Source organism: Rhizobium herbae (genome assembly GCF_017873135.1).
GTDB lineage: Bacteria > Pseudomonadota > Alphaproteobacteria > Rhizobiales > Rhizobiaceae > Pararhizobium > Pararhizobium herbae.
In genome coordinates this window covers 22,881-44,909 of the sequence record NZ_JAGGJV010000013.1, presented here as the reverse complement: position 1 = coordinate 44,909, position 22,029 = coordinate 22,881, and the positions used below count along the sequence as shown (strand labels likewise).

The 22,029-nt window shown below is 58.5% G+C and carries 17 protein-coding genes and 5 pseudogenes; 17 read left to right on the top strand and 5 right to left on the bottom strand.

Going from position 1 to position 22,029, the window contains the following annotated elements:
- The first annotated feature begins 42 nt into the window (after positions 1–42).
- The 11 genes from J2Z75_RS27390 (at position 43) to J2Z75_RS27340 (ending at position 11,518) form a co-directional block, all read left to right on the top strand.
- Positions 43–741 carry a Crp/Fnr family transcriptional regulator gene (locus J2Z75_RS27390; RefSeq protein WP_209856917.1) on the top strand — a complete coding sequence of 233 codons (699 nt, stop codon included), beginning with the start codon at positions 43–45 and terminating at the stop codon, positions 739–741.
- Positions 722–1,855 (top strand): acyltransferase family protein, encoded by a 1,134-nt coding sequence (locus J2Z75_RS27385; RefSeq protein WP_209856915.1) that lies wholly within the window; start codon positions 722–724, stop codon positions 1,853–1,855. Before J2Z75_RS27390 ends, J2Z75_RS27385 begins: the two co-directional genes overlap by 20 nt.
- Positions 1,852–2,082, top strand: coding sequence for a hypothetical protein (locus tag J2Z75_RS27380; RefSeq protein ID WP_209856913.1), 231 nt, complete (start codon positions 1,852–1,854; stop codon positions 2,080–2,082). The genes J2Z75_RS27385 and J2Z75_RS27380 overlap by 4 nt, the downstream gene beginning before the upstream one ends.
- Positions 2,075–3,457, top strand: a complete 1,383-nt coding sequence (locus J2Z75_RS27375; protein ID WP_209856911.1) for a glycosyltransferase family 4 protein — start codon at positions 2,075–2,077, stop codon at positions 3,455–3,457. The genes J2Z75_RS27380 and J2Z75_RS27375 overlap by 8 nt, the downstream gene beginning before the upstream one ends.
- Positions 3,458–3,459: 2 nt before the next feature.
- Positions 3,460–4,461 carry an ADP-glyceromanno-heptose 6-epimerase gene (rfaD, locus tag J2Z75_RS27370; protein WP_407692823.1) on the top strand — a complete coding sequence of 334 codons (1,002 nt, stop codon included), beginning with the start codon at positions 3,460–3,462 and terminating at the stop codon, positions 4,459–4,461.
- Positions 4,427–5,791, top strand: coding sequence for a polysaccharide pyruvyl transferase family protein (locus tag J2Z75_RS27365; protein WP_209856907.1), 1,365 nt, complete (start codon positions 4,427–4,429; stop codon positions 5,789–5,791). The genes rfaD and J2Z75_RS27365 overlap by 35 nt, the downstream gene beginning before the upstream one ends.
- Positions 5,788–6,981, top strand: coding sequence for an AGE family epimerase/isomerase (locus J2Z75_RS27360; protein WP_209856905.1), 1,194 nt, complete (start codon positions 5,788–5,790; stop codon positions 6,979–6,981). The genes J2Z75_RS27365 and J2Z75_RS27360 overlap by 4 nt, the downstream gene beginning before the upstream one ends.
- Complete coding sequence (rfaE2, locus tag J2Z75_RS27355; protein WP_209856903.1) at positions 6,978–8,459, top strand: D-glycero-beta-D-manno-heptose 1-phosphate adenylyltransferase; 1,482 nt, start codon at positions 6,978–6,980, stop codon at positions 8,457–8,459. Before J2Z75_RS27360 ends, rfaE2 begins: the two co-directional genes overlap by 4 nt.
- A 2-nt stretch (positions 8,460–8,461) precedes the next feature.
- Positions 8,462–9,580, top strand: a complete 1,119-nt coding sequence (locus J2Z75_RS27350) for a glycosyltransferase family 9 protein (RefSeq protein WP_209856901.1) — start codon at positions 8,462–8,464, stop codon at positions 9,578–9,580.
- Positions 9,558–10,199 (top strand): D-glycero-alpha-D-manno-heptose-1,7-bisphosphate 7-phosphatase, encoded by a 642-nt coding sequence (locus J2Z75_RS27345; RefSeq protein WP_209856899.1) that lies wholly within the window; start codon positions 9,558–9,560, stop codon positions 10,197–10,199. The genes J2Z75_RS27350 and J2Z75_RS27345 overlap by 23 nt, the downstream gene beginning before the upstream one ends.
- 293 nt (positions 10,200–10,492) lie before the next feature.
- Positions 10,493–11,518, top strand: coding sequence for an adenosine kinase (locus J2Z75_RS27340; RefSeq protein WP_209856897.1), 1,026 nt, complete (start codon positions 10,493–10,495; stop codon positions 11,516–11,518).
- 222 nt (positions 11,519–11,740) lie between these two features.
- Here J2Z75_RS27340 and J2Z75_RS27335 read toward each other — a convergent pair whose 3' ends face one another.
- Positions 11,741–13,186 carry a family 16 glycosylhydrolase gene (locus J2Z75_RS27335; protein WP_209856895.1) on the bottom strand — a complete coding sequence of 482 codons (1,446 nt, stop codon included), beginning with the start codon at positions 13,184–13,186 and terminating at the stop codon, positions 11,741–11,743.
- Between the two features lie 370 nt (positions 13,187–13,556).
- Positions 13,557–13,715: pseudogene (locus tag J2Z75_RS27330) on the bottom strand (IS6 family transposase); the annotation flags it as partial.
- A 400-nt stretch (positions 13,716–14,115) separates the two neighbouring features.
- Here J2Z75_RS27330 and J2Z75_RS27325 point away from each other — a divergent pair.
- Positions 14,116–16,623, top strand: a complete 2,508-nt coding sequence (locus J2Z75_RS27325; protein WP_234937613.1) for a methyl-accepting chemotaxis protein — start codon at positions 14,116–14,118, stop codon at positions 16,621–16,623.
- A gap of 112 nt (positions 16,624–16,735) precedes the next feature.
- Here the strand turns inward: J2Z75_RS27325 and J2Z75_RS27320 are convergent.
- Both J2Z75_RS27320 and J2Z75_RS29780 read right to left on the bottom strand, forming a co-directional pair.
- Positions 16,736–17,137: pseudogene (locus tag J2Z75_RS27320) on the bottom strand (transposase); the annotation flags it as partial.
- Positions 17,123–18,050, bottom strand: a pseudogene (locus tag J2Z75_RS29780) (integrase core domain-containing protein); the annotation flags it as partial. The pseudogenes J2Z75_RS27320 and J2Z75_RS29780, both read right to left, overlap by 15 nt.
- A 70-nt stretch (positions 18,051–18,120) precedes the next feature.
- Between J2Z75_RS29780 and J2Z75_RS29775 the strand changes: the two are divergent.
- Together J2Z75_RS29775 and J2Z75_RS29770 are read left to right on the top strand one after the other, a co-directional pair.
- Positions 18,121–18,285 (top strand): annotated as a pseudogene (locus J2Z75_RS29775) (VIT1/CCC1 transporter family protein); the annotation flags it as partial.
- A gap of 9 nt (positions 18,286–18,294) precedes the next feature.
- Positions 18,295–18,591 (top strand): annotated as a pseudogene (locus J2Z75_RS29770) (ABC transporter permease); the annotation flags it as partial.
- A 61-nt stretch (positions 18,592–18,652) separates the two neighbouring features.
- Here the strand turns inward: J2Z75_RS29770 and J2Z75_RS27305 are convergent.
- Complete coding sequence (locus tag J2Z75_RS27305) at positions 18,653–18,940, bottom strand: hypothetical protein (RefSeq protein WP_209856891.1); 288 nt, start codon at positions 18,938–18,940, stop codon at positions 18,653–18,655.
- Between the two features lie 184 nt (positions 18,941–19,124).
- On the opposite strand from J2Z75_RS27305, the gene J2Z75_RS27300 reads away from it, so the two are divergent.
- From J2Z75_RS27300 to J2Z75_RS27290, 3 genes are all read left to right on the top strand, one after another.
- The gene (locus J2Z75_RS27300; protein WP_209856889.1) at positions 19,125–19,838 is read left to right on the top strand and encodes a FadR/GntR family transcriptional regulator; all 714 of its coding nucleotides are present in this window, start codon (positions 19,125–19,127) and stop codon (positions 19,836–19,838) included.
- Between the two features lie 21 nt (positions 19,839–19,859).
- Positions 19,860–21,062: a mandelate racemase/muconate lactonizing enzyme family protein gene (locus J2Z75_RS27295; RefSeq protein ID WP_209856888.1), complete on the top strand. Its 1,203-nt coding sequence runs from the start codon at positions 19,860–19,862 to the stop codon at positions 21,060–21,062.
- Between the two features lie 78 nt (positions 21,063–21,140).
- Entirely contained in the window at positions 21,141–22,016 is an 876-nt protein-coding gene (locus tag J2Z75_RS27290; protein ID WP_209857082.1) for a DMT family transporter, read from the top strand.
- Positions 22,017–22,029: the final 13 nt, after the last annotated feature.

Genomic DNA, 22,029 nt, shown 5'->3' with positions numbered 1-22,029 from the left:
GGCCGCCCTTTGACAGGCTAAATATTTTTTGGGGAGTTCGACATGTTAAATGCTGTCGGGACTACTGATCGACGTTACAGTCGAGATAAAAGCGAATATTTCTCAACGTTAGGAAAAGATCTAACCGAAAAGCTTCTTAAGACGAAGGTCGCCAAGAATTATATTAAGGGCGACATTATCGCACAGAGCGACAGACCATCAAATTATATTCTGCTAATACATAGCGGATTAGTTAAAACTCTAACATATTTAATGGATGGGCGCGAGTTCGTTGTCGACACGCCGGCGCCAGGTAGCGTGTTTGGCGAGATCGACGTGCTGATGCAAACCCGGCCTTCATTCGAGGTTCAGGCTCTTACCGACTGCGAAATCTGGACCTTGGACGCAAAGATCGTCAAAGATGCAATCGCATCTGATCCAGAAGTCAGTATGAATCTACTCTATTACGTTGTGCGCCGCGTCAAAGAACTGGAAGACCGGCTCCTTTGCTTGACATCGGTCAGCATCCCCTCCCGGTTGGCCAACGCGCTGCTGAGACTTTCCAACGCTGAAAGCCAATGCGGGCGGGTTGCAAACAAAATCAACATCTCCCAGCACGAATTGGCGTCGATGTTGCCGGCATCGCGCGAAAAGGTGAACAGATGCCTGAGGGAGTGGGAACGCAGCAGAATAGTTGATCTATCACCAGGCACGATCACCATCACCAATCCGCGAGCGCTCCATGAATACGCGATCTGCTGACGCCAGGGTTCTCGCTGGGAGACGCGACGGGCTCGTTGGCACGCCGCGCCAGACCTGGATAGACCTCGCCCGTGCTGTTGCCCTGGTACTGGTCGTTGTCGGCCATACGGAACGCGGGCTTGTGGCCGCCGGCATAATGCCAGGCGCAACGGCGGACGACTTCGATCGTGTCATCTACAGTTTCCATATCCCGCTCTTCTTCCTGATCTCCGGACTGCTTTTTGCCCAGTCGATCGGGCGACGTCCGTTCATGCTTTCCTGGAAGGCGCGCACGCTTCGGCTTGTACAGCCTTGCCTGGTCTGGTCCATTGTATTGCTTGGGCTTATCGTCCTGGCTGCAAATTTGGCCAATACGCCCGTCAGTCCGGGCGATGCGCTGGCCGGCATTCTGCTTTTGCCACTTCAACCCGTGAGCATCTTCTGGTTTCTGTACACCCTGCTTCTTTGCATGCTTGCCTCTGGATTAGCTGTCGAATATTGGCGTTTCACGCCCGACAAAATGCTGTTTTGGTCTTTTGTCATTCACCTGATCTATCTTCTTTGGCTGAGCGATCATCAGACCGGCGCAGGATTGCAGTTCGTCAGATTTGGTGAGCACCAACTATATTTTGCAACCGGCTTCTTTCTTGCCCCGTCAGTCTTGTCCAATGATGCGAGCCTCCCGGTGAGGTGGAGGCCCCCTACTAAGTTCGTCGGCGCCTTCGCAATTCTTATGACGGTCTGCTTCCTCGCCGCTGTCATCGTACTGACAGAGCTGGATCTATCCTATCATTCAGCGGTCGGAACGCTTGCTGCACTCAGCGCAAGCGCAGCCGTTCTCAGTGCCTGTTATCTGGTCACAGAAATCCAGAACTGGACGGTTCCCACTGCAGTCCTGACGATTTCGTCGGAAACGCTGGCCATTTTCTGCATGCACGTCCCGTTTATCGGCGCCGCGCGCTTGGCAATGGTCCATCTCGGCGTCACCGATGCCACCGTGCTTCTCGCAGCGGGTACGGTGGCAGGACTATCCGGTCCTTTGCTCGCGCTGAGATTGATGGACAGTCTCGGCCTCGCCGGGTTCGCCGGGTTCGGCGACGACAGCCGGGGGCAAAGATATGGGGGGCGGTCATGATCGCGCAGCCCTTGGACAGTTGGAAATACACTAACGGATCTTCGGAAGACGACGATGTCTCGCGCTGGAACATCCGCGCCGTCGTAGCCGCGGGCAGCGCTAACCCGACGCTGATCATCATGCTGCCGGCGTGGCGTTCGGTCACCGCAATTGCAACATCTCCGGGAAAGCCCGCGGCGGCAGTCCCGCAATGTGTCGTGAAGACGCCCGGAGCTGCCAATGTGTGAATTTTCCCTCTCCGCAGTCGAAAGAGTAGAACCAGCGCTACGCGCCGAAGGATTTGTTTCAGCTGTGTTGCCGCTGCCAAGCGCCGGCAATGCTACGCGTAGGGAGAGCGATGCCGCGCAGAACAGCCGGAAAAACGGCGAAAATACCATCGACCGTATCGTCGTTATCAACGACCTTTCGATCGCCAAAGGCGGCGGTACAGGGTTGGCTTTGCTGTCGGTGCGACTGTTCCGGCAACTGGGCATTCCGGTCACTTATGTCTGCGGAGACGACGGGGAAAATCCCGATTTGGCTGCGCTCGATGTCGAGATCTTGGCGCTTGGGGGCGAACACATTCTGACGGGGGACCGCAGGCGCGCACTGGTGACGGGGATCCACAATGCCGACGCAAAAGTGATGCTTGAACGCTGGATCGACGCGCACGATACAGTCAGCACGGTCTACCACGTCCATGGCTGGTCGAAAATCATGTCGCCGGCGATATTCGTCGCTCTTTCGCGCGTGGCCGGGCGGAGCCTCCTTCACGCGCACGATTTCTTTCTCGCCTGCCCGAACGGCGCGTTTTACAACTACCCTTCGCAGACACCGTGCGAGTGCCGTCCTCTCGGTCCCCGTTGCATGGCCAGCCGCTGCGACAAGCGTAGCTATGGGCAGAAATTGTGGCGCGCTGGCCGTTCTGCCCGATTGCGTTCGATTCTTCTTCGAAAGGGCGCCTCTTCCCGGCGCGTTCTTCTTCTGCACGAGAAGATGGCACCGGCATTTGAACGGTCCGGCTATCCGGCTGAAATGCTTCATACCTTGAGGAATCCGGTAATTCCCTATCGGAAGGAGCGCATCTGCGTCGAGAACAATTCGGAGTTCTTTTTCATTGGGCGGCTGGAGCCTGAAAAAGGCATCGAGGATGCCGTCAAAGCAGCCGCAGCTGCAGGCGTGACGCTCACTATCATAGGCGATGGCCCGCTGAAGGAGCGCCTTTCCGGTTACGGCGAGAATGTTCAGGTCCTCGGCTGGCAAAGCCACAGCCAAATCGCAGAACATGTCCGCAGGGCACGCGCGCTGCTTATGCCGACACGTTATCCCGAGCCCTTTGGCCTGGTTGCCGTTGAGGCATCCCAGAGTGGCGTCCCGGTCATCCTCTCCGACAAGGCCTATCTTGCTGACGAGATGGCTGCCGCCGGAATTGCAATAGCCTGCGACACGTCGAAATCCCCCATATTTGCCGCGACGCTGCGACATCTCGCCGAGATGCCTCGTGTCGACATCCAGGCGATGAGTGAAAGGGCATTTAACCGAGCAACGCAACTGGCCACCTCTCCGGAGGAATGGCGCGACGCTCTTATAGACCACTATCTAAATCTGCTCGCGGGAGCATGAGGATGTCCAGTCTTTTGAACAATAAGCTCATTGTGGTGACTGGCGCAGCCGGATTTATCGGCTCCAACATTGCGCACTCGCTCGCTAGCGATGGCGCGTCGATTGTGGCGTGCGACTGGTTCGGAACGGACAACCGCTGGCGCAACCTCGCGGGAGTTCGGTTGGAAGACATCATAAGTCCGGAAAACCTTATGGCATGGCTCGCGCGGAATCTAGGCGCGGTCGAGGCGATTGTGCATATGGGCGCGATTTCTGCCACGACGGAGCGCGACGTGGACCGCATCGTCAGCAACAATGTTCGCCTGTCGCTCGATCTTTGGGATCATTGCCGTCTGAACGACGTAACTTTCGTCTATGCCTCGTCTGCCGCCACTTACGGCGACGGTTCCCAGGGCTTCACCGGCGACGACAGTGAAACGGGTTTGGCGAAACTGGCACCGCTCAACCCATACGGATGGAGCAAGCATGTCGTCGACCGACGTATCGCCGCCGATGTTGCTCGCGGCAAGACTGTTCCGCTTCGTTGGGCGGGTCTGAAATTCTTCAATGTCTACGGTCCGCACGAAAGCCACAAGCTCGACATGCGATCCGTCATCCACCAGATATGGCCGGATGTAGTGGCCGGCGAACCAATCCGCCTCTTCAAATCCCACCACCCAGACTATGCCGATGGCGGTCAGATGCGCGATTTCATTCATGTCGATGACTGCGTGCATGTCGTCCGCCGCGTCCTTGATGCTCCGACTATCGGCGGCATTTTCAATGTTGGAACCGGCCAGGCGCGTTCGTTCCGCGATCTTGCTGTCGCCGCATTCACCGCCGCCGGCGCTCCCCCGCAGATCGAATACGTGGATATGCCAGAGTGCCTGCGCGGTCGCTATCAATATTTCACCCAAGCCGACACGACGCGGCTGGTGTCGAGTGGTCTCGCCCCCAATTTTCAATCATTGGAAGAAGGAGTGACAAGTTATGTCGACTGGCTTTCAAGGCATCCAGACCAATAACCCTGAGATGCTCCCGAGCCGTTCCTTCCTCCTCGATAAGGGGGCGGCCGAAGGTGCGGTTATGCCTGTGGCGCTTCAGCCAACCGGGAAGTCCGCTATCGATGCGTCCGGGCGCGTTCCGCCCAAACACGACGCGGTTGGGCCGTTGCGCATCCGGCTTTTCAACGTCAAATACAGTCCAAATCTTGGCGATGGCCTGCTCTCGGAATGCCTGGAAAAGGCGTTGATGACGCTCGGAGCTAGCAGAGACACCTGGTCGATCGACCTCGCCGCACGGCAGGTCTATGGCGAGGGTATGGCGGGACGGCTCCAAATCATGTCGACACTCGACATGATGCCGAAATGGTTGCGACAGCAGTTTGTCCGGGTGCCACTGGCTATTCAGGCGCGCAGAAAGTGGCGGCCGCACTATTCCAGTCACCTCCAGGGCGCTAGTGCTGTTGTGATCGGCGGCGGTAATCTGATTTCGGATATTGACCTCAATTTCCCAACGAAACTCACTCTGGCGATCAATGAAGCTGAACGATTGTCGCTGCCCTTCGTGGTTTATGCGTCAGGCGTCACGCCGGACTGGTCCCCTCGGGGGACCGCAATGCTGAAAAAGGCGTTCTCCAGCCAGTTCCTACGGGGTGTGTTCGTGCGTGACCAAGACTCCAAGCGCCTATGGGATGGGAAACTTGGCGAAGCCAGCGGCTTCGAGGCCATCGTCGTTCGCGATCCCGGTCTGCTCGCTGCGGATTTCATTCCTCCTTCGAGAACGCACGACACCCAGCTTCCGGTTGCCGGCGTCGGCATCATGAGCCACATCGCAATCCGCTACCACGCTGACAATGCGCCAGAGCCTCTCTACCTTGAGAATTGGTATCTGGACCTGGTGCGGGGTCTTCTCCGCAAGGGTTTCCATGTTGCCATATTCACCAACGGCAGCCCGGAGGATATCGCCTACCTCGCCAATCTCCGTCCACAACTGCTGGCCATCGGGCGTGACGCGGTTTCATTCCCCGTGCAGCGCACGCCGAGTGAGCTTTGCGCGATCATTTCCAGCCTCGATGTCCTTGTCGCCTATCGGATGCACGCGGTCATCGCCGCATACTCCTACGGCGTGCCGGCGGTCGGCCTCGCGTGGGACCGGAAGCTGCAGTCGTTTATGGCGTCGGTCAACCGCGAGAAGTTCCTATGCGACGTGGCGCAAGCAGGCGCACCGGTTGCCGTTGAACTTGCCTGCCGGGCCGTCACTGAGGGCATTCCGGACAATGAGCGCAAGCAGGTGCTGCTGGAGGCCTGGCAAGGCGTGTCACAACTGCTTCATGTATTGGAGCGTGCGCCATGAACGTCATCACGCTGGAGCGGCGGCCGAATCTTGCCGGGCTTTGCCGCCGACTGAAGGACTGGGTCTTCCTCGAAGCATTGCCGTTCTGGAGCACGGTTGGCGTCGATGGCGATCGTGGTTTTATCGAGACGCTCGATCTCGACGGCAAACCCAAAGCCGTCGGTTTCAAACGAACCCGCGTCCATGCGCGCCAGATCTACGTCTTCAGTCATGCCTACACTCTTGGCTTCGATCCGGGCCTTCGCACCGCCCGGAACGGCCTTGATTTTCTGATCGCGCACGGCTGGCTGAAGGGCGGTGGTTGGGCGGTCTCAATGGGTGAAACCGGCGGAATCGTCGACTCGGACCTCGATCTTTACGATCAGGCCTTTGTTCTTCTGGCTTTCGCGTGGTGGACCAGGGCAACGGGCAAGAATGACCTCATTCCGTGGATTGACCGTACCCTGCAGGCGATCGACGACCATTTCGGCCGTCTTGACGGCGAGGGTTGGAAAAGCCGGGTTCCCGACGACGGCCGACTGCTGCAGAACCCACACATGCACATGTTCGAGGCGCTGCTCGCCGTCAAAGCAGTCCATCCGACCACTGACGTCGCACAGCGTATCAGGCAAATTGCTCTTCTCTTCCAAGAGCGGCTCTTCGACCCTACGACTGGGACCATTGCCGAATATTATGACGAGAAATGGAGCCGGATTGGCGGAGACTACGGGCATGTTGTTGAGCCGGGACACCACTTTGAGTGGTATTGGCTCCTTCGCCACGCCGAGCAGATGACCGGTCATGACGCGCGCGACGCGGCAGAACGTTTATTTGCCTTCGCTCAGCAATATGGTGTCGATAGCGCGACGGGTCTCATCCACGATGAGCTGTTGAGCGACGGCAGCGTCCGGTCCGGCCGCCACCGATCGTGGCCGCAAACGGAGAGGCTGAAAGCGCTCCTTGCCCGCGCCGAGTTCGACGGCGCCTTCGACAAAGACTGCGTGACGACCGTGCTGAGTGTACTGCTCGATAAGTATCTCGGCATCGCGCCACGCGGATGCTGGATCGACCATCTCGACGTGACCGGCCGGCCATGCGTATCCGCCATTCCCGCAAGCACCCTTTATCACCTCTTCCTAGCAACCGCCGAGCTTATGCGCCTTGAGCGCCTCTGGGCTGGCGAAAGCACGAGCCATGGAGCGCTGCAATGATTGTGGACAATTTTCTTGGCTGCCGCATTCTTGTCGTCGGAGACGTCATGCTCGACCACTATGTTCGTGGTTCGGTCCAGCGCGTCTCTCCCGAGGCGCCCGCCCTCGTCCTTCAGGTCCTGGATGAGGACTGGGCAATGGGCGGCGCAGGCAATGTCGCGGCGAACATTGCCTCTCTCGGAGGAACCGCAGTTCTATTGGGACTGGTCGGCAAGGACCCTGCGGGCGCAATCCTGCGGGACATGCACGCCGAAAAGAACCTGCGGATCGAAACGAGGCTCTACTGCCAACCCGACTTTCGAACGATAGAAAAGACCCGCTTTCTCGCCCAGGACAGGCACCTGCTGCGTGCCGATCGCGAAAGTCTGACCATGAGCGCGGAAGCCGAAGCCGGGATTATCGCGAGCATACACGAGGCGGCCGAAGGTTGCGCCGCAATGGTGATTTCCGACTATGCAAAGGGCATGATCACGCCGCGAGTGGTTCGCGCGATGGTCGAGGCTGCCAAGCGGAGGGGTATTCCGGTTATCGCTGATCCCAAGCAGCCGAACTTCTCATATTACCGCGGCTGCACGGTACTCACGCCAAACCGCAAGGAACTCGCCGTTGCCAGCGGGATCGAGGCGGACAGCGAAGAGGGCATCGTGGCCGGCATGGAAATCGCGCTCGACCAGTTCTGCGGTCCGATCGTTCTCACGCGCTCAGAGCAAGGCATTTCACTTTTCCGGCCGGGCGCACTGCCCCTGCACGAGCCGGCGTCTACACACCTCGTGCGGGACGTATCGGGCGCCGGCGATACGGTGGTCGCGACACTTTCCCTGTCGCTCGCAGCCGGCGAGACCCTGCCGAAGGCAATGACCATCGCCAACATCGCCGCGTCCGTCGCCGTCGCCAAGAGTGGAACCGCGACCGTCACGGCGGAAGAACTTGCCGGCGCACTTCTGGTGGATGCCGAGCCGGCCAGGAGAGAAGAGAAGCTCGGGACACTTTCCCTGGCCTACGCGCGTCGCGAAGCATGGCGACGGGAGGGGCTCACGGTCGGGTTTACGAATGGTTGCTTCGATATCCTTCACCCAGGGCATGTGAAACTTCTCAAAGCCGCCAAGGCGCAATGCGACCGTCTCATCGTCGGGCTCAACACTGATTCGTCGGTCCGCCGCCTGAAAGGGCCGGAGCGGCCGGTTCAGGTGGAAGGGTCGCGGGCCGTTGTCATTGCCGCCCTCAATTCCGTTGATATGGTCATGCTGTTTGAAGACGATACACCGATGGAGCTGATCCAGGTGCTGCGTCCGGACATTATCTTCAAGGGCGCCGACTACACAGTCGATACGGTCGTGGGCAGTTCGTTCGTCCACAGCTACGGGGGACGAGTCGTGCTGGTCGACCTTGAAGTGGATCAGTCGACGAGCAATCTCATCGCGCGCGCGCGCATGCCGCAACCGCAACCGCAACCGCAACAGAGCGAAGTGGTGCACTGACCATGGCGCGCTCGAGCGAATGGATGCGACAGCTGGATCGATCGCTCCTAGCGGCGATGGTTCGGGTGTTGTCGCTGACGAACCGACGCCGCAGCCTTCCGGTTGCGCCGGAACGCGTAGGCGTCATTCAGCCAACCGCGATCGGGGACACGCTGATCGCCTCTGGAGCCGTGGCGGCAATTGCCGAACGCTACCCCGCAGCACGCGTGATCGTTTTCCACGGCGCGAACAATGCGCCTGCGGTCGGAATGATCGCGTCAAGGCCGGATTCTGTCCTTTGCGACTTTTCGCGACCTGACAGGGCACTTCGTGCGCTGCGCGCTGGACGGCTCGATCTCACTGTTGATCTAACGCCGTGGCCCAACCTGACCGCCATTCTGGCGCGACTGAGTGCACCATGTACCATCGGGTTCGCGCCCGCGGACGCGATACGCGGCAAGCTCTTCGATGTGGCCGTTCCCCATAGCGGAGACCGACACGAGCTGGAAAACCTTGCGGCCATGGCAAGGGTTTTCGGTGCGGCCGACGACTATAGCATGCAAATTCGGACCAAGGATTGTGCCATGGCGTCCGAATTGCCGCTCGATCGGCTCGTCCTTTGCCAACTCTCCGCCGGCGGCAGCCGGGCCGCCGAGAAGGCCTGGCCTTTGGAATATTGGGCGGCACTCTGCTCGCGGCTGATCGATGCCGGCTATGTCCCGGCCTTTACCGGCGTTGCCGGCGATCAGAAGGTCGTCGATGCGCTGTGCGCACTACTCGGCACCGCAGCAAAGGCGACGATCTCCCTTTGCGGCAAAATTCCTTTTGCCGAGCTCGGCGATCTGATGCGCCGTGCCCACGCCGTCGTCACCGTCGATACGAGCGTCCTCCACCTCGCAGGCGCCGTCGATGCGCGGGTCTTCGGACTCCACGGCCCGACACGCTCCCGGCGGTGGGGCGCGCGCTCAACGAATGGGCAAGGATTCGATTCTCCGCACCCGGATGCCGGCTACATCGCCTACGGCACCGAAACCCACCCTCGCGCCATGGAGATCATGAAGGCCCTTACGCCCGACATTGTTCTGCCGGCGGTGTGTGAAGCGGCAAGGTCCGTCAGTCATGTCGAGCCGACTCTCGTTTGACATCCCGCCGCTGGCCGGCGTCGTTCCCAAAATCGATCCGGCAGCGTCGAGCAAGCCGGCTCTGCTTCTTGATCGCGACGGCGTGCTCAACCTCGACACCGGGTATGTTAGGCGATATCGCGATTTTCGCTGGATGCCCGGAGCCATCGAAACGCTGATCGCCTTTTCCCGGGCGAACTGGCACATCTGTGTCGTAACCAATCAATCCGGCATCGCACGCGGGAAATATACCGAAGAGGACGTCGAAAGGCTTCACGCCGACATCACTTACGACGTGACGACAGCGGGCGCGCGTATTGATGCCTTCTACTATTGCCCGTATCACGCCGAGAGCTCCATCGACCGCTACCGGTTCGTCGATCACCCCGACCGCAAGCCCAATCCAGGAATGCTCATCAAGGCCCTGCGTGATTGCGGAGCCTATACCGCCCGGTCAGTCATGGTTGGGGACAAGGTTTCCGATCTTGAGGCCGGCCGGCGTGCAGGCGTCATGGCACTTCATTTCAGGTCGCAAGGACGCCTCGACGATTTCCTCGCCGAAAGCCTCAGCAAACAAGGAGCCTTTTGGAACGACGCCCTCAGCGATAACGCACGGCGAAACGATAACATAATGATATAAGTAACTCTTTATATCTTGTTGACGCCTTGCGTAAATAATGGTAATTGTTAGGAAATTCTTGTGTGCATTGCAAACGTTCACGCGGTTTCTCGCATCGATCTCGTTTGATTTCATCGGATGCGCCTAGACCGCTAGCCATCGAATTCTGGATTTCTATCGACTGCGTGTCTCAACCGGATCGCCTCCACGCCAACAGCGGGATTTGATCACGAAGAGACGAGAAGTGAACTCCTCGGGAAGCCTCGGGGGTTGCCTTAGAAGCGCGGTCGTTGCCAGTTGCGAAAGGAGCAACAATGACCCCATCCCACTTCGACGTACTTACAATCGGAAATGCGATCGTGGACATCATCGCACCGGTGCCACCCAGTTTCCTCGATCGTGAGGGACTGAAAAGAGGCATCATGCATCTCATTGACGAGAGTCGTGCAGAGAGCCTTTACAGAAAAATGCCCCCTCAAAAGCAGCAGATTTCCGGCGGCAGCGCCGCGAATACGGCAGCGGGTGTGGCTTCGCTCGGGGCGCGCGCCTCCTTCGTTGGAAAGGTCAGCGATGACGCGCTTGGTGATTTCTTTGCTGATGATCTCGCGGCGGCGGGCGTTCACTACAAAACCAAGCGGCTGAGGAACGGCGAGGCAACGGCCCGATCGATGATCCTGATCACGCCCGATGGCGAGCGCACCATGAATACCCATCTGGGTGCCTGCCATCAGCTGACCGAGGCAGACATCGACGAGAACCATATAGGCGCAGCGACAATCACCTTCATGGAAGGTTTTCTATGGGATCCACCGGAAGCGAAGAAGGCATTCCTCACCGCTGCGCGATACGCTCATAAGCATGGGAAAACCGTCGCCTTTACCCTGTCGGACCCTTTTTGCGTATCACGCTACCGCAAGGAGTTCCTGGAATTGATCCGTTCCGGCACGGTCGACGTCCTTCTCGCAAACATTCACGAACTGCTGTCTCTCTATCAAACCGCTGATCTCCGGGAGGCCGTTCGGCTGCTGAAAAGCGATGTTCCCCTTGCCGCCGTTACAATGGGTTCAGATGGCGCAATGGTGGTTCGTCACAGCGAAGAGATCAGCATATCCGCCTACCCGGTCGCCGAGGTCGTCGATGTCACAGGAGCAGGAGATCTGTTCGCGGCCGGGTTTCTTCTTGGCATCAGCACCGGACTGGAACCCGCCAAAGCACTGAGGCTTGGCTGCTCATCCGCCTCTGAGGTGATCACCCATATAGGCGCTAGGCCGGAATCGAGCCTTGAGAATTACGTCAGGCGGCAGGGGATTTTCGAACCTCCGCTGCCGCTTTCGCTATAATGCGGTGCAATACTACTGGTATAAATCAGCGCCGACAGTTGACTGGCGCCGTGCTGTTGTCACCTTCGCTCAACACTGGCTCCGACATGACCAAGCTGACCGATGCGGACCTCTTCATTTCTGGTACGCAGTTTCACGGGAGCAGGACATTTTTGTGTGCGAACCGCGCGTATTGCCTCATTGGATAGTCGTTGGTCGTCCGCGAGCATGCCGCGGTAGCGCTTAGAGAATTAAGTAGCCGTTCTGCAAAGCCACTGCCCCGAGGACGACGCCGAAGTCGGCAATCTTATCGCCGCTGACGTCGACTGAGAGAATACCATCGCTAAATCGGACCTGGCCGGCGGCCGTAAAAGCGCTCGACCCGATAAAGGTAAAGGTCTGATTGCCACTGATCAGTGCGTTGGCGTCTATAACACTCAAGTCAATGCGATCTCCCGCAGCACCAGAAAACCCGATGATCGTGTCACGCGCGGAATGCGGACTTTCAGCTATGCTATCAAAATGGAACGTATCGGCTCCGCCTTCGCCGTCCAACCGATCGGCACCAAGACCACCGGTCAGCAGATCGTTCTGATTTCCGCCAAAGAGCTTGTCGTTCCCGCCCCCCCCGAGCAGAGTGTCATTGCCGGCATCTCCGTACAGATAATCATCGCCAACTAGGCCTGATAGCGTATTGATACTTCCATTGCCATAGAGTTGATTATTCCTACTGTTGCCGGTCGCGTCGAGGGCTCCGGGAACAGAAAATCTCAGTTTTTCGACGTTCTCGGGCAGAGTGTAGGATACCGTGGCGTAGACGGTATCGAACCCACCGCCGGGCTGTTCTCGTATGTCCGTGTTCGCGGCATCAACGAGGAACGTATCATTGCTGTTTGTTCCGACGAGCACCACCGGCGTCGAATCGGCCAATTCATAGGCGCGAAAATAATCAATATACAGTTTCTGATGATCGAGCGTCGGATCGATCGGCCAACCGCCACCTGCGGCCAGATCGATCATGAACATCAGATCCGTGCTGAGCGCCGCGGGTGTGACCAGAGAAAAGTGGGCACGGCCGTCCATATAAAACGTCATGGTATCCGGTTTGATTTCGACGCCGTATGTATGCCACCCTGTCGTCATCACACCCGAACCGACGACGTTGTGATGATATTGGCTCGTATGGCCTTCCAGCACGGTCCCTTTCCAATTCCAGTCGTGCAAAATGCTTGCGTATCGATCAGGGACCGTGCTGCCGTGCTGCTCCAGTATGTCAACCTCAAAGACGTGATCTCTCGTCGCCGAAAGGCGCTCCTTCTCACTGGCCCAGAATGCGGGCCACACGCCTTGACCCGCGGGCAGCCACATTCTGACCTCGTAGTAGCCGTAGGGATCGCCATCCTGGGGCGTGGTGCTCGTTCCGTTTGGAAATGTGTTCGAGATCAGTCCACTCTGGAGTTGACCTGACACGTTCCGTGTCATCTCGATTTGCAAGACACTCTGGCCTCCCTGCTGCACGATCGAGAACGGAGAATTGCTGCCACCAACAGGCATGAACCGCGCATCACCAAAGCCCCCGCCCCAAGCCTGCGCGGTGTACCAATTAGCCGTTGCCGTCGTGGTGTTGGCAATGCTCAGTCGCTCAAATTCATCTGCAAAGACAATAGAATAGTTGGCTGGTGCGGGCATGGGTCCCTCGCAACTATGTAAATCATGGACGATGATTGAGAGGTTCGGACGCGCTAAAAATATTCAAATTCCGGTACAGATCGCGGCCATTACCCAGAATTCATTTCATTACGATATCAGATTCTGCAATGCCGTGCCATCGGAATGCACCGCAAAAGCGCACTGGGCCTTTGCTAATTACTCTTGAAGAGACGACCACGATGACTGACATGCAGGGTATACTAACCCGTGCCCCGGTCGAGTTTGGTGGAAAATCGATCACCGAACTGCCTGCGTTGATTAGGCTCTCCACCCTGAGTTGCCCGCAGTGACAGGTGGAGAATCGTCGGATCCGGCATGCGCTCCATCACGATCGGATATGAGAACGCCGGTGAGAAACGATGACCCCACGGGCTGCCAGCATATCCTCGACCATGCGCAGACTGAGCGGAAACCGGAAGTAGAGCCTCACCGCTTGGGCGATCACATCCGCCGGAAATCGGTGACGGCGATAAAGAGGATCACGGGCAAACTGGTCATACTGCCAGATCCCACATTTTGATCGATACTCGGTTAACGTTACGGTGCCCCCGAGAGGCCTCCCGACGACTATGGCCTTCAACGAAGACGAAGCGACGAACGGCGGCGTAACCATCCACGACAAGCATCTCCGTCCTGGCCACCTCAAAAAGAGGGAAGCCTACCACTGGCTGGATTTTACTCCGCCTCGCCAGGAAATCCGCCGGCGTTCATGTGGAAGACTTTGTCATCGCCCTGCCCACAAAAGGACACTGAATCAGAACGCAGTCTCTTTAGGTGAACGTTAAGTATGTGATGCGATGGTTGTTGCTTGCCTAGACATGCCCGCACCCGAACCCCTCTTTGCGATCGAAGCGGACATTAATTTCAAATGCTGAATTTGTGGGAAAAAGATCGTGATTGACAAGATTATGTCCCGTTTCAAGATTCAGACAAAGGTTGTCCTCCTGGTCCTTCCTTTTGTGATCAGCATTTCTGCCGTCGGATTGACCGGCCTCTATGCTTCCGGCCTTCTCCAAGGCCGCATGGAAATCTCCAATAGCGTGCTGCAGTCATTGTCCGGCTTCAAACATGTGTTCACGGGAATGAGTGATTTCCTGATGACGCCAACCCAGCAAAATCACGACCGCGCCGCGAAGTTTGCGGAGGAACAGCTGAACCTGCTCAAGGCAACGACGGAAGAACTGCGCAAGGGAACCGATGTTGCCCTGCTCGACAAGGCGGTTGTTGAATCCCAAACAATTTCTGAGAATATCGAGACGATCTGGGTTTTACAAAAACAACAGGAAAGTATCCTTGCCGACGTCGCAAACGCGCAGGCCGCGTTGCTGGATAAGCAAGGAGAGACCGGGAAGCGCTCATTTAAACTGATCGCAGCGGCAAAGAGGATGGAGAAGGCAGCGAAAAAAAGCCTGACCAATGCCATGGACCTCGATAACGCATCCGTTCTGCTCGACGCTATGGCGTCCGATCATGAACGGGGCCAGACACTTCGGGACAAGTTCAAGAGTTTTGAGAAATACAGCCCGGATCTTGAAAAATCTGTCATCAAGGTTCTGGCCTCGCTTCCAACCGAGAAACAGCCTGACGGCAAAAAATTCGAGGAATTGTCAAAAAATCTGATAGCCCAGGTCAAAGCCAAGGACATGAGCGAAGCCGCAATGAACGTGGCGAACACGACGGTCGGCGACCTCCGCCCGTTCGCGACAACGTTCAAACAGGTCGGCAGGGAGCTGATGCGCCAGTCGATCCTCAATCTGGCGGCGGCCGATATCGAGATATCGAATGCCGAAGGCGTCGCCAACAAGCTGCGCGCGATCGTCGGCAACAATAACGAAATCCGGGTTGTGTTTGCAGAACTTGCCGGAAACCCCTCCGAAGAGGCTGTGAAAAAGGTCGAGCGGGCACTGTACATGTATGCGACCGAAGTGACCCGCCTTTCGCAGGCGGTCAAGAATGACCCGTTCTTCGCAGAGTTGCCGGCGATGATGAAGCCGATCCTTGACGGCCTTGAGAAGGCCGCCATGGCGGTCTCCAGCAGTTCGGTACAGAAGACAACGGAATTCGTAGCAGCCTCCAAGCAGATCGAAGAGACCTGGCAATTGCTGTCCACGTTCGCCGAAACGCAGAAAGCCAACGCGCGTGTTGAGCGCGATGGCGCCAATCGCATCTCCATCGGCGCCGTTCTTCTTGGCATCGTCATTGCCATGGCTGCAGGTGCGGCCCTGGTCGTCACGCTGAAGGGGCCGATCGGGCAGATCACCTCGGCAATGCGACGACTGGCGGATGGCAGGCTGGATACGTCGATTTCGGGCGACCGTCGCCCCGACGAAATCGGCGACATGGCTCGAGCCCTGGCCGTATTCAAGGACAATGCGCTGGCCAAGGTGACGATGGAGGAGCAGACCGAACAGGCACGGTTGGCGACCGAGGAAGAGCGCAGCCGCAACGAGGCCGAGAAGCAGGAAAACGCCGCGCACGTGCAGTTTGCTGTCGATACGCTCGCACGTGGTCTCGGCAATCTCGCCCGAGGCGACCTGCGGTTCATCATCGAAACGCCGTTTGCAAGCGACCTCGATCAACTGCGGAACGACTTCAACAGTTCTGTTGCCGGCCTTCGGGATACGCTGTCGCAGATTCGCAATGCGTCTGGCCTGATCCAGGAAAACGGCCGTCAGGTGGCGGACGCCGCCGACGATCTCGCAAAGCGCACCGAACAGCAGGCCGCCTCGCTGGAGGAAACTGCAGCGGCCGTCGGGGAAATCACAGCGGCCACCAAGACAGCGTCGGCCCGGGCAGGCGAAACCAAAGGCATCGTCGCCACCGCGAAGCGCAATGCCGACAACTCATCCGGCATCGTCCAGAATGCAATCTCGGCAATGAGCCGGATCAAGGGGTCCTCCGACAAGATCAGCCAGATCATCGACGTTATCGACGGGATCGCCTTCCAGACCAACCTGTTGGCACTGAACGCCGGCGTCGAAGCCGCGCGTGCTGGCGAAGCGGGCAAGGGCTTCGCCGTGGTGGCCCAGGAGGTGCGTGAACTTGCCCAGCGTTCTGCGAAGGCGGCAAAGGAAATTGGCGGGCTGATTGCCAACTCCGCCGAAGAAGTATCGACCGGATCGCGTTACGTCGAGGAGACGGGCAATGCGCTGATCGAGATCTCCCGCCAGATCGTCGGTATTTCCGGTCATATCGACCTGATTGCCAACTCGACCAGCGAACAGTCTTTGTCGCTGCAGGAAATCAACTCGACCGTCAACCAGATGGATCAGATGACCCAACGCAACGCGGCTATGGTCGAGGAAACCAATGCCGCCACGCGACAGCTTTCCGAAGAGGCCGACCTGTTGATGGAACTGGTGGGGCGCTTCGCGCTCGACGCCCATCAGGGGCGGCAAGGCCGCCGCGCGGCATAAACCCAAGAATGTTGATTTTCAGCAGGCTTTGACCCGTTTTTTCATTTCGCGTTAGCCCACCAGATCCGATGTTGTGAATTGTCCGCAATCACCTTTGTTCGGCCTGAGTGGATCACGGCGAAATGGTAAAATGGGGATGCGGATAAAAACTTGGACGGATTTTTACGTTAAGGCCGAGACTTCTTCGATACTCGATCGGGCTGAGCGACCCCAGTGATAATTTGATACGCTTTTCATTATACCATCGGATGTAAGCATCAACCTCGTGGACAAACTGTTCGATTGTGATGGTCTTTCAGTCTCTGGGATAGAAGAGTTCCGTTTTCAACCGACCGAAGAAGCCTTCGCACACGGCGTTATCCTGTGAACAGCCCTTCCGGGATATAGAACGTACCAGCTTCGCATCGCTAATCCGAGGAAGCCAGCCAGGCCAGCGATAATGGGCTCCACGATCCGAATGGACGATTGTCCTACCTTCGCCGTCGGTAACTGTTTCGAGGGCGGCGTCCATCATCGGCGACAGCGCGTTAAAGTAGGCCTGATCCGGCGTCTGCCGGTCAAGGGATGAATGTGGGCATCGACTGTTGTAGAAGCTCAGATATCTGCCGATGCCAGCGCGGGCCTCGGACACGGCCTTGTAGGCGTGAAGTAAACATCCTCGTATCCTGATCGACCGCCAGAGCCGCTCGACGAAGACGTTGTCCCGCCAAGCGCCCTTGCCGTCCATCGAGATGCAATCTCCGCTTTCTTCAGCACCGCCGTGAAGTCCACTGAGGTGAACTGCGATCCCGATAGATCGCCTCGATGCCCATCTTCTTCATCAGCGTGGCGACGTGCAGCCGCCCGCCTCCGGCCCTTCTCCTCTCAAAAGCCCTTGCAACATCCAGCTTCCGGCAAAGGGGTAGTCGAGATGCAACTCGTCGATCCCCGAGCGAATGCGCAGCATTCGTCCGCCGGCGCATCAGAGCCAGATCGCCATCGGACACTGGACGATGCAGATAATAGACACTACCACGGCTGAAGCCGCGAAGCTTGGCCTGGCGCACGACCGACAATTTGTGCTCGCGGTCGACCATTTCTTTCCGCCCGGCAATCCCGCCTTGCCGAACGCTCCGGCTAAAAAATCGTTCTCCAGTGTCAGTTCGCCGATCTCAGCGCAAACGCAGTTTGTCGCCGGGCGTGCAGTGTTTTGACATCGACGGTTGGACCGCCGGTTCCGCCTTCGCTTCATCGCCGAAAACGCCTGTCGCCCCCTCAAGGAGCTGGTCTTTCCACTGTTTGATCTGGTTGGCGTGCACGTCAAACTGCTGGGACAATTCCACCAGCATCTGCTCGCCTCGGATGACAGCGACCGCCACTTTTGCCTTGAAAGCCGGGCTATGGTTCCGGCGCGGTCGTCTCGTCATGATCTCTCCTGTTTTCGGCAACTATGCCAAAGTCAGGCAGAAATTCCACTTATCCTGACTGTAAAGATTTCCCGAGCCAGCTCTCCTGCTCATGGTCGTCCTTTCGCCCGCTTCGATGCTGATCTACGCGGTCGCGATAGCTTCGTTGCTGTTTCTTGCGCTGCTTGGCGCAATTGGCGCGAAGGCAGGCGGCGCGCATGTCCTCAAAGCCACTGCTCGCGTTACCTTCTGGGGGGCATTCGCTATGGCGCTGACCGCAGGCATCGTGTCGGCGGGGATCGCCGGCATCATTCAAACAGGCTGGCTTGGAGCCGTCACCACCAATATCGGCGCCGGAATGGAACTCCAGGTCATTGCTGCCGCAGTCATCGGCGGCGCTAACCTGGCCGGTGGCGTCGGCACTGCCTCCGGCGCGCTGATCGGGGCCGCACTGATCGAGGTGATCCGCAACAATCTCGGCTTACTGAGCATCAACGCCTTCTGGCAAGGCACCTTCATCGGCAGTGCCATCGTGCTTGCCGTGCTGTTCGATCGGGTTCGCAACTTCCGGCAAAGTGAATAACAATAGGCCTGTCAGGCGAAGTCGACGTGCCATTTTCTTCAGCGCTTCGAGGGGGTAAATGTCAGGAAAAGCCGACAATGCTCGCTTGGGCGAGCTTGATGGTGTCCGTATCCTCCGCTATCGACACCCCATGCTGACCCATATCGAGCTTGCGGCCGTCCAGTTGCGTCGCCATGCGATCGATGGCGAGTTTGACCCTTTTGCCCGCGTCGTGGCCGTCCTCATACGGCGCGTCGACTCCACAAGCCTTGCAGCAGTGCGATTTGATAAGCCCGGGTCCCGGTATCGGCAATCGCGCCGGTGAACCGCGGCCATGACTGCCACCAGGCCAGTTTGCAGGGATATCCATTCCCGCTATTGCCCGGCAACCGACGCGGGCGGTCACCTACCGTGGCGAGGGCGTGGTCCAGACGCTGGAACGCGTCTGCAAAAAGACTGGCCAAGCACGCTTCCGGGCCACTGGGCAGAAGTAAAACAGGCTTCATATTTGGCAAAAGCTGTATTACAGGTTTGGTAAAGATAGAGGATGGCTCATGCCTCACGCTAACGGCCCTGTCCCCGTCGGTGATTTCGTCACCGGTGCGATTGCATCAATAACGCGTTTGATACGCGACCAAGACCTGAAGCCGGGCGATCGTCTGCCGGCCGAGGCAGCACTGTCAGAACAGCTGCAGGTGTCGCGGACAGTGATCCGCGAGGCGCTGCGCTCGCTGGCGGCGCTTCGTCTCGTCGATCTTGGTGCTGGCAAGCGCCCAACGGTTGCCCAACTGGACGATGCCTCCGTGGCGCTGATGATTGAGCATGGCGTCAGCACCGAACAGATCGACATCCAGCAGATCTATGATGTGCGGCGTACCATCGAAGCGCGTACGGCAGCGCTGGCGGCGCTCCGGCGCACTGAGGCAGAAGCGTTGCTTGTCCTTGGTCACGCTCAGGCGATGGAACGGGCATTCGGCGATCCGGTGGAGATCATGGAGCATGATCTTGCCTTTCACATTGCGATAGCCCGCGCCTCGCGCAATCCGGTCTTCGCGCTAATCATCGGAGCGTTTCAGGGCGTGACGCGCCAGACCTGGCCGATCGGCTGGAAAAGCCGCACCAATGACGACGAGCGCCGGGCGATGAATGCTCTCCATGTCGAGCTCGCCCAGGCGATCCTTGCGGGCGATCCGCAGATCGCTGCCGCTCTAATGAACCGGCATTTCGATCAAAGTATCAAGGCGCTGCTAACGGCAGGCCTCGTGTGACATTCCCAACAGGAGACGGCTATGAAAATCACCGGGCTTGAAACCGTGCGCGTCGCGGAGCGCGCCAATCTTCTCTGGCTACTGGTCCATACCGATGAGGGGATTACCGGCCTTGGCGAGACGTTTTTCGGCGCGGAGACGGTCGAGGCCTATGTGCACGAATATATTGCGCCGAGGGTGATCGGTCGCGATCCCCTGCAGATTGATCTGCTGGCCGCAGATCTGGTCGGCTATCTCGGGTTTCGTTCGTCAGGTGTCGAAGTGCGCGGCAATTCGGCCTTCGACATCGCGCTGTGGGACATTTTTGGCAAGGCGACGGGCATGCCGATCGCGCAGCTGCTGGGCGGCTTCACGCGTCGCGAGATCCGCACCTACAATACCTGTGCAGGGACAGAATATATCAAGAAGGCGACAGGGCAGACGACCGCCAACTACGGTCTGTCGGAAGGGCGTTATTATGACGACCTCAACGGCTTCCTGCACAACGCCGACGAGCTTGCCCGTTCGCTGCTCGATGAGGGCATCACGGCGATGAAGATCTGGCCGTTCGACGCCGCTGCGGAAAAGACTCGTGGCCAGTACATCTCGATGCCGGACCTGAAGCAGGCTCTGCAGCCCTTCGAGAAGATCCGCGCGGCCGTCGGCGACAAGATGGACATCATGGTCGAGTTCCATTCCATGTGGCAGCTTCTGCCGGCCATGCAGATCGCCAAAGCACTGACACCCTATCAGACCTTCTGGCATGAAGATCCGATCAAGATGGACAGCCTGTCGAGCCTTGCCCGCTATGCGGAGGTTTCGCCGGCGCCGATTTCGGCATCGGAAACGCTAGGCTCGCGCTGGGCGTTCCGCGATCTTCTGGAGACCGGGGTAGCCGGCGTGATGATGCTCGACATTTCCTGGTGTGGCGGCCTGTCGGAGGCGCGCAAGATCGCCTCGATGGCCGAGGCTTGGCACCTGCCGGTGGCGCCGCATGACTGCACGGGTCCGGTGGTGCTCTGCGCGTCCACCCATCTGTCGCTCAACGCGCCGAATGCACTGGTCCAGGAAAGTGTGCGTGCTTTCTATCGCACTTGGTACCGGGATCTCGTAACGGCTTTGCCGGAAGTCAAGAATGGCATGATCACCGTTCCGCCGGGGCCGGGCCTTGGCATGGAGCTCAATCCGGAACTGGATCGCGCCTTTACGGTGAGCCGCCATCTTTCCGATGCGGCCAGCCTGTAACGCTTGAACGAAAAGAATATTGGGAGGTTTTGAGTGACAACTATAGAAACCCGCGCCGCCGGACTGGGAGCTTCGGCGATGGCGGGTCCGCTCATCATGCTGCTCGGCATGCTGATGTTTGCCGTCAACGATGCCATGGGAAAGTGGCTAGTGGCGAGCTACGGGCTGGGACAGGTGATCCTCATCCGCAGTCTTGCTGCACTGATCATTCTGGCGCCATTCCTCTGGCAGGCCGGTCTCACATCCATCACCTCGGCCGAGCGGCCATGGATGCAGTTCGCCCGTGTGGCCTTTTCCACCATGGAGGTTTTCTGCTTCTATTATGCGGTGATGTATCTGCCGCTGGCCGATGTGATGACCTACTGGCTGGCAGCACCGATCTATGTGGCGGCGGCGGCGCCACTGCTGCTCGGCGAGACCGTCGGGTGGCGGCGCTGGTGCGCGATCGCTGCCGGTTTTGTCGGCGTCATCATCACGCTCGAGCCGTCGAAGGCAATGTTCACTTTGCCGGCTCTCATCTCGATTGTCGGCAGCGGTGCCTTTGCCTTCATGCTGCTGTCCGGACGCGGCCTGCGCAACACGCCGGACAAGACGCTGGTGTTCTTCCAGGTGGCCGGGGCGGCACTCGTAGGCCTGGCCTTCGCGCCGTACGATTGGGCGCCGATTTCCTCCGCTTTCGATCTGGCGCTGCTCGGTCTGCTGGGTATCGTCGCAATGGCAGCCCATATGCTGGTCAACCGCGCCCTGAAGATCTCGGATGCTGCGACTGTGGCGCCACTGCAATATACGCTGCTGCTCTGGGCGGTGGTATTCGGGTGGATCTTCTTCGACGACGTGCCTCGGTTGGGCATGCTGGTCGGCGCGATGCTTATCGTCGCCTCGGGCCTCTTCATCTTCTTCCGCGAGCGGCAACTCCAGAAGCGAGAAGCTGTGTTGCCGGCGGTTCCCGAGTGAGTTGGAACGGTTT

What these genes read in the sequence shown, in the direction of transcription:
- J2Z75_RS27390 (WP_209856917.1), top strand. Translation starts at nt 43, where the DNA reads ATGTTAAATGCTGTCGGGACTACTGATCGACGTTACAGTCGAGATAAA.
- J2Z75_RS27385 (WP_209856915.1), top strand. Translation starts at nt 722, where the DNA reads ATGAATACGCGATCTGCTGACGCCAGGGTTCTCGCTGGGAGACGCGAC.
- J2Z75_RS27380 (WP_209856913.1), top strand. Translation starts at nt 1,852, where the DNA reads ATGATCGCGCAGCCCTTGGACAGTTGGAAATACACTAACGGATCTTCG.
- J2Z75_RS27375 (WP_209856911.1), top strand. Translation starts at nt 2,075, where the DNA reads ATGTGTGAATTTTCCCTCTCCGCAGTCGAAAGAGTAGAACCAGCGCTA.
- rfaD (WP_407692823.1), top strand. Translation starts at nt 3,460, where the DNA reads ATGTCCAGTCTTTTGAACAATAAGCTCATTGTGGTGACTGGCGCAGCC.
- J2Z75_RS27365 (WP_209856907.1), top strand. Translation starts at nt 4,427, where the DNA reads ATGTCGACTGGCTTTCAAGGCATCCAGACCAATAACCCTGAGATGCTC.
- J2Z75_RS27360 (WP_209856905.1), top strand. Translation starts at nt 5,788, where the DNA reads ATGAACGTCATCACGCTGGAGCGGCGGCCGAATCTTGCCGGGCTTTGC.
- rfaE2 (WP_209856903.1), top strand. Translation starts at nt 6,978, where the DNA reads ATGATTGTGGACAATTTTCTTGGCTGCCGCATTCTTGTCGTCGGAGAC.
- J2Z75_RS27350 (WP_209856901.1), top strand. Translation starts at nt 8,462, where the DNA reads ATGGCGCGCTCGAGCGAATGGATGCGACAGCTGGATCGATCGCTCCTA.
- J2Z75_RS27345 (WP_209856899.1), top strand. Translation starts at nt 9,558, where the DNA reads ATGTCGAGCCGACTCTCGTTTGACATCCCGCCGCTGGCCGGCGTCGTT.
- J2Z75_RS27340 (WP_209856897.1), top strand. Translation starts at nt 10,493, where the DNA reads ATGACCCCATCCCACTTCGACGTACTTACAATCGGAAATGCGATCGTG.
- J2Z75_RS27335 (WP_209856895.1), bottom strand. Translation starts at nt 13,186, where the DNA reads ATGCCCGCACCAGCCAACTATTCTATTGTCTTTGCAGATGAATTTGAG.
- J2Z75_RS27325 (WP_234937613.1), top strand. Translation starts at nt 14,116, where the DNA reads ATGTCCCGTTTCAAGATTCAGACAAAGGTTGTCCTCCTGGTCCTTCCT.
- J2Z75_RS27305 (WP_209856891.1), bottom strand. Translation starts at nt 18,940, where the DNA reads ATGGATATCCCTGCAAACTGGCCTGGTGGCAGTCATGGCCGCGGTTCA.
- J2Z75_RS27300 (WP_209856889.1), top strand. Translation starts at nt 19,125, where the DNA reads ATGCCTCACGCTAACGGCCCTGTCCCCGTCGGTGATTTCGTCACCGGT.
- J2Z75_RS27295 (WP_209856888.1), top strand. Translation starts at nt 19,860, where the DNA reads ATGAAAATCACCGGGCTTGAAACCGTGCGCGTCGCGGAGCGCGCCAAT.
- J2Z75_RS27290 (WP_209857082.1), top strand. Translation starts at nt 21,141, where the DNA reads ATGGCGGGTCCGCTCATCATGCTGCTCGGCATGCTGATGTTTGCCGTC.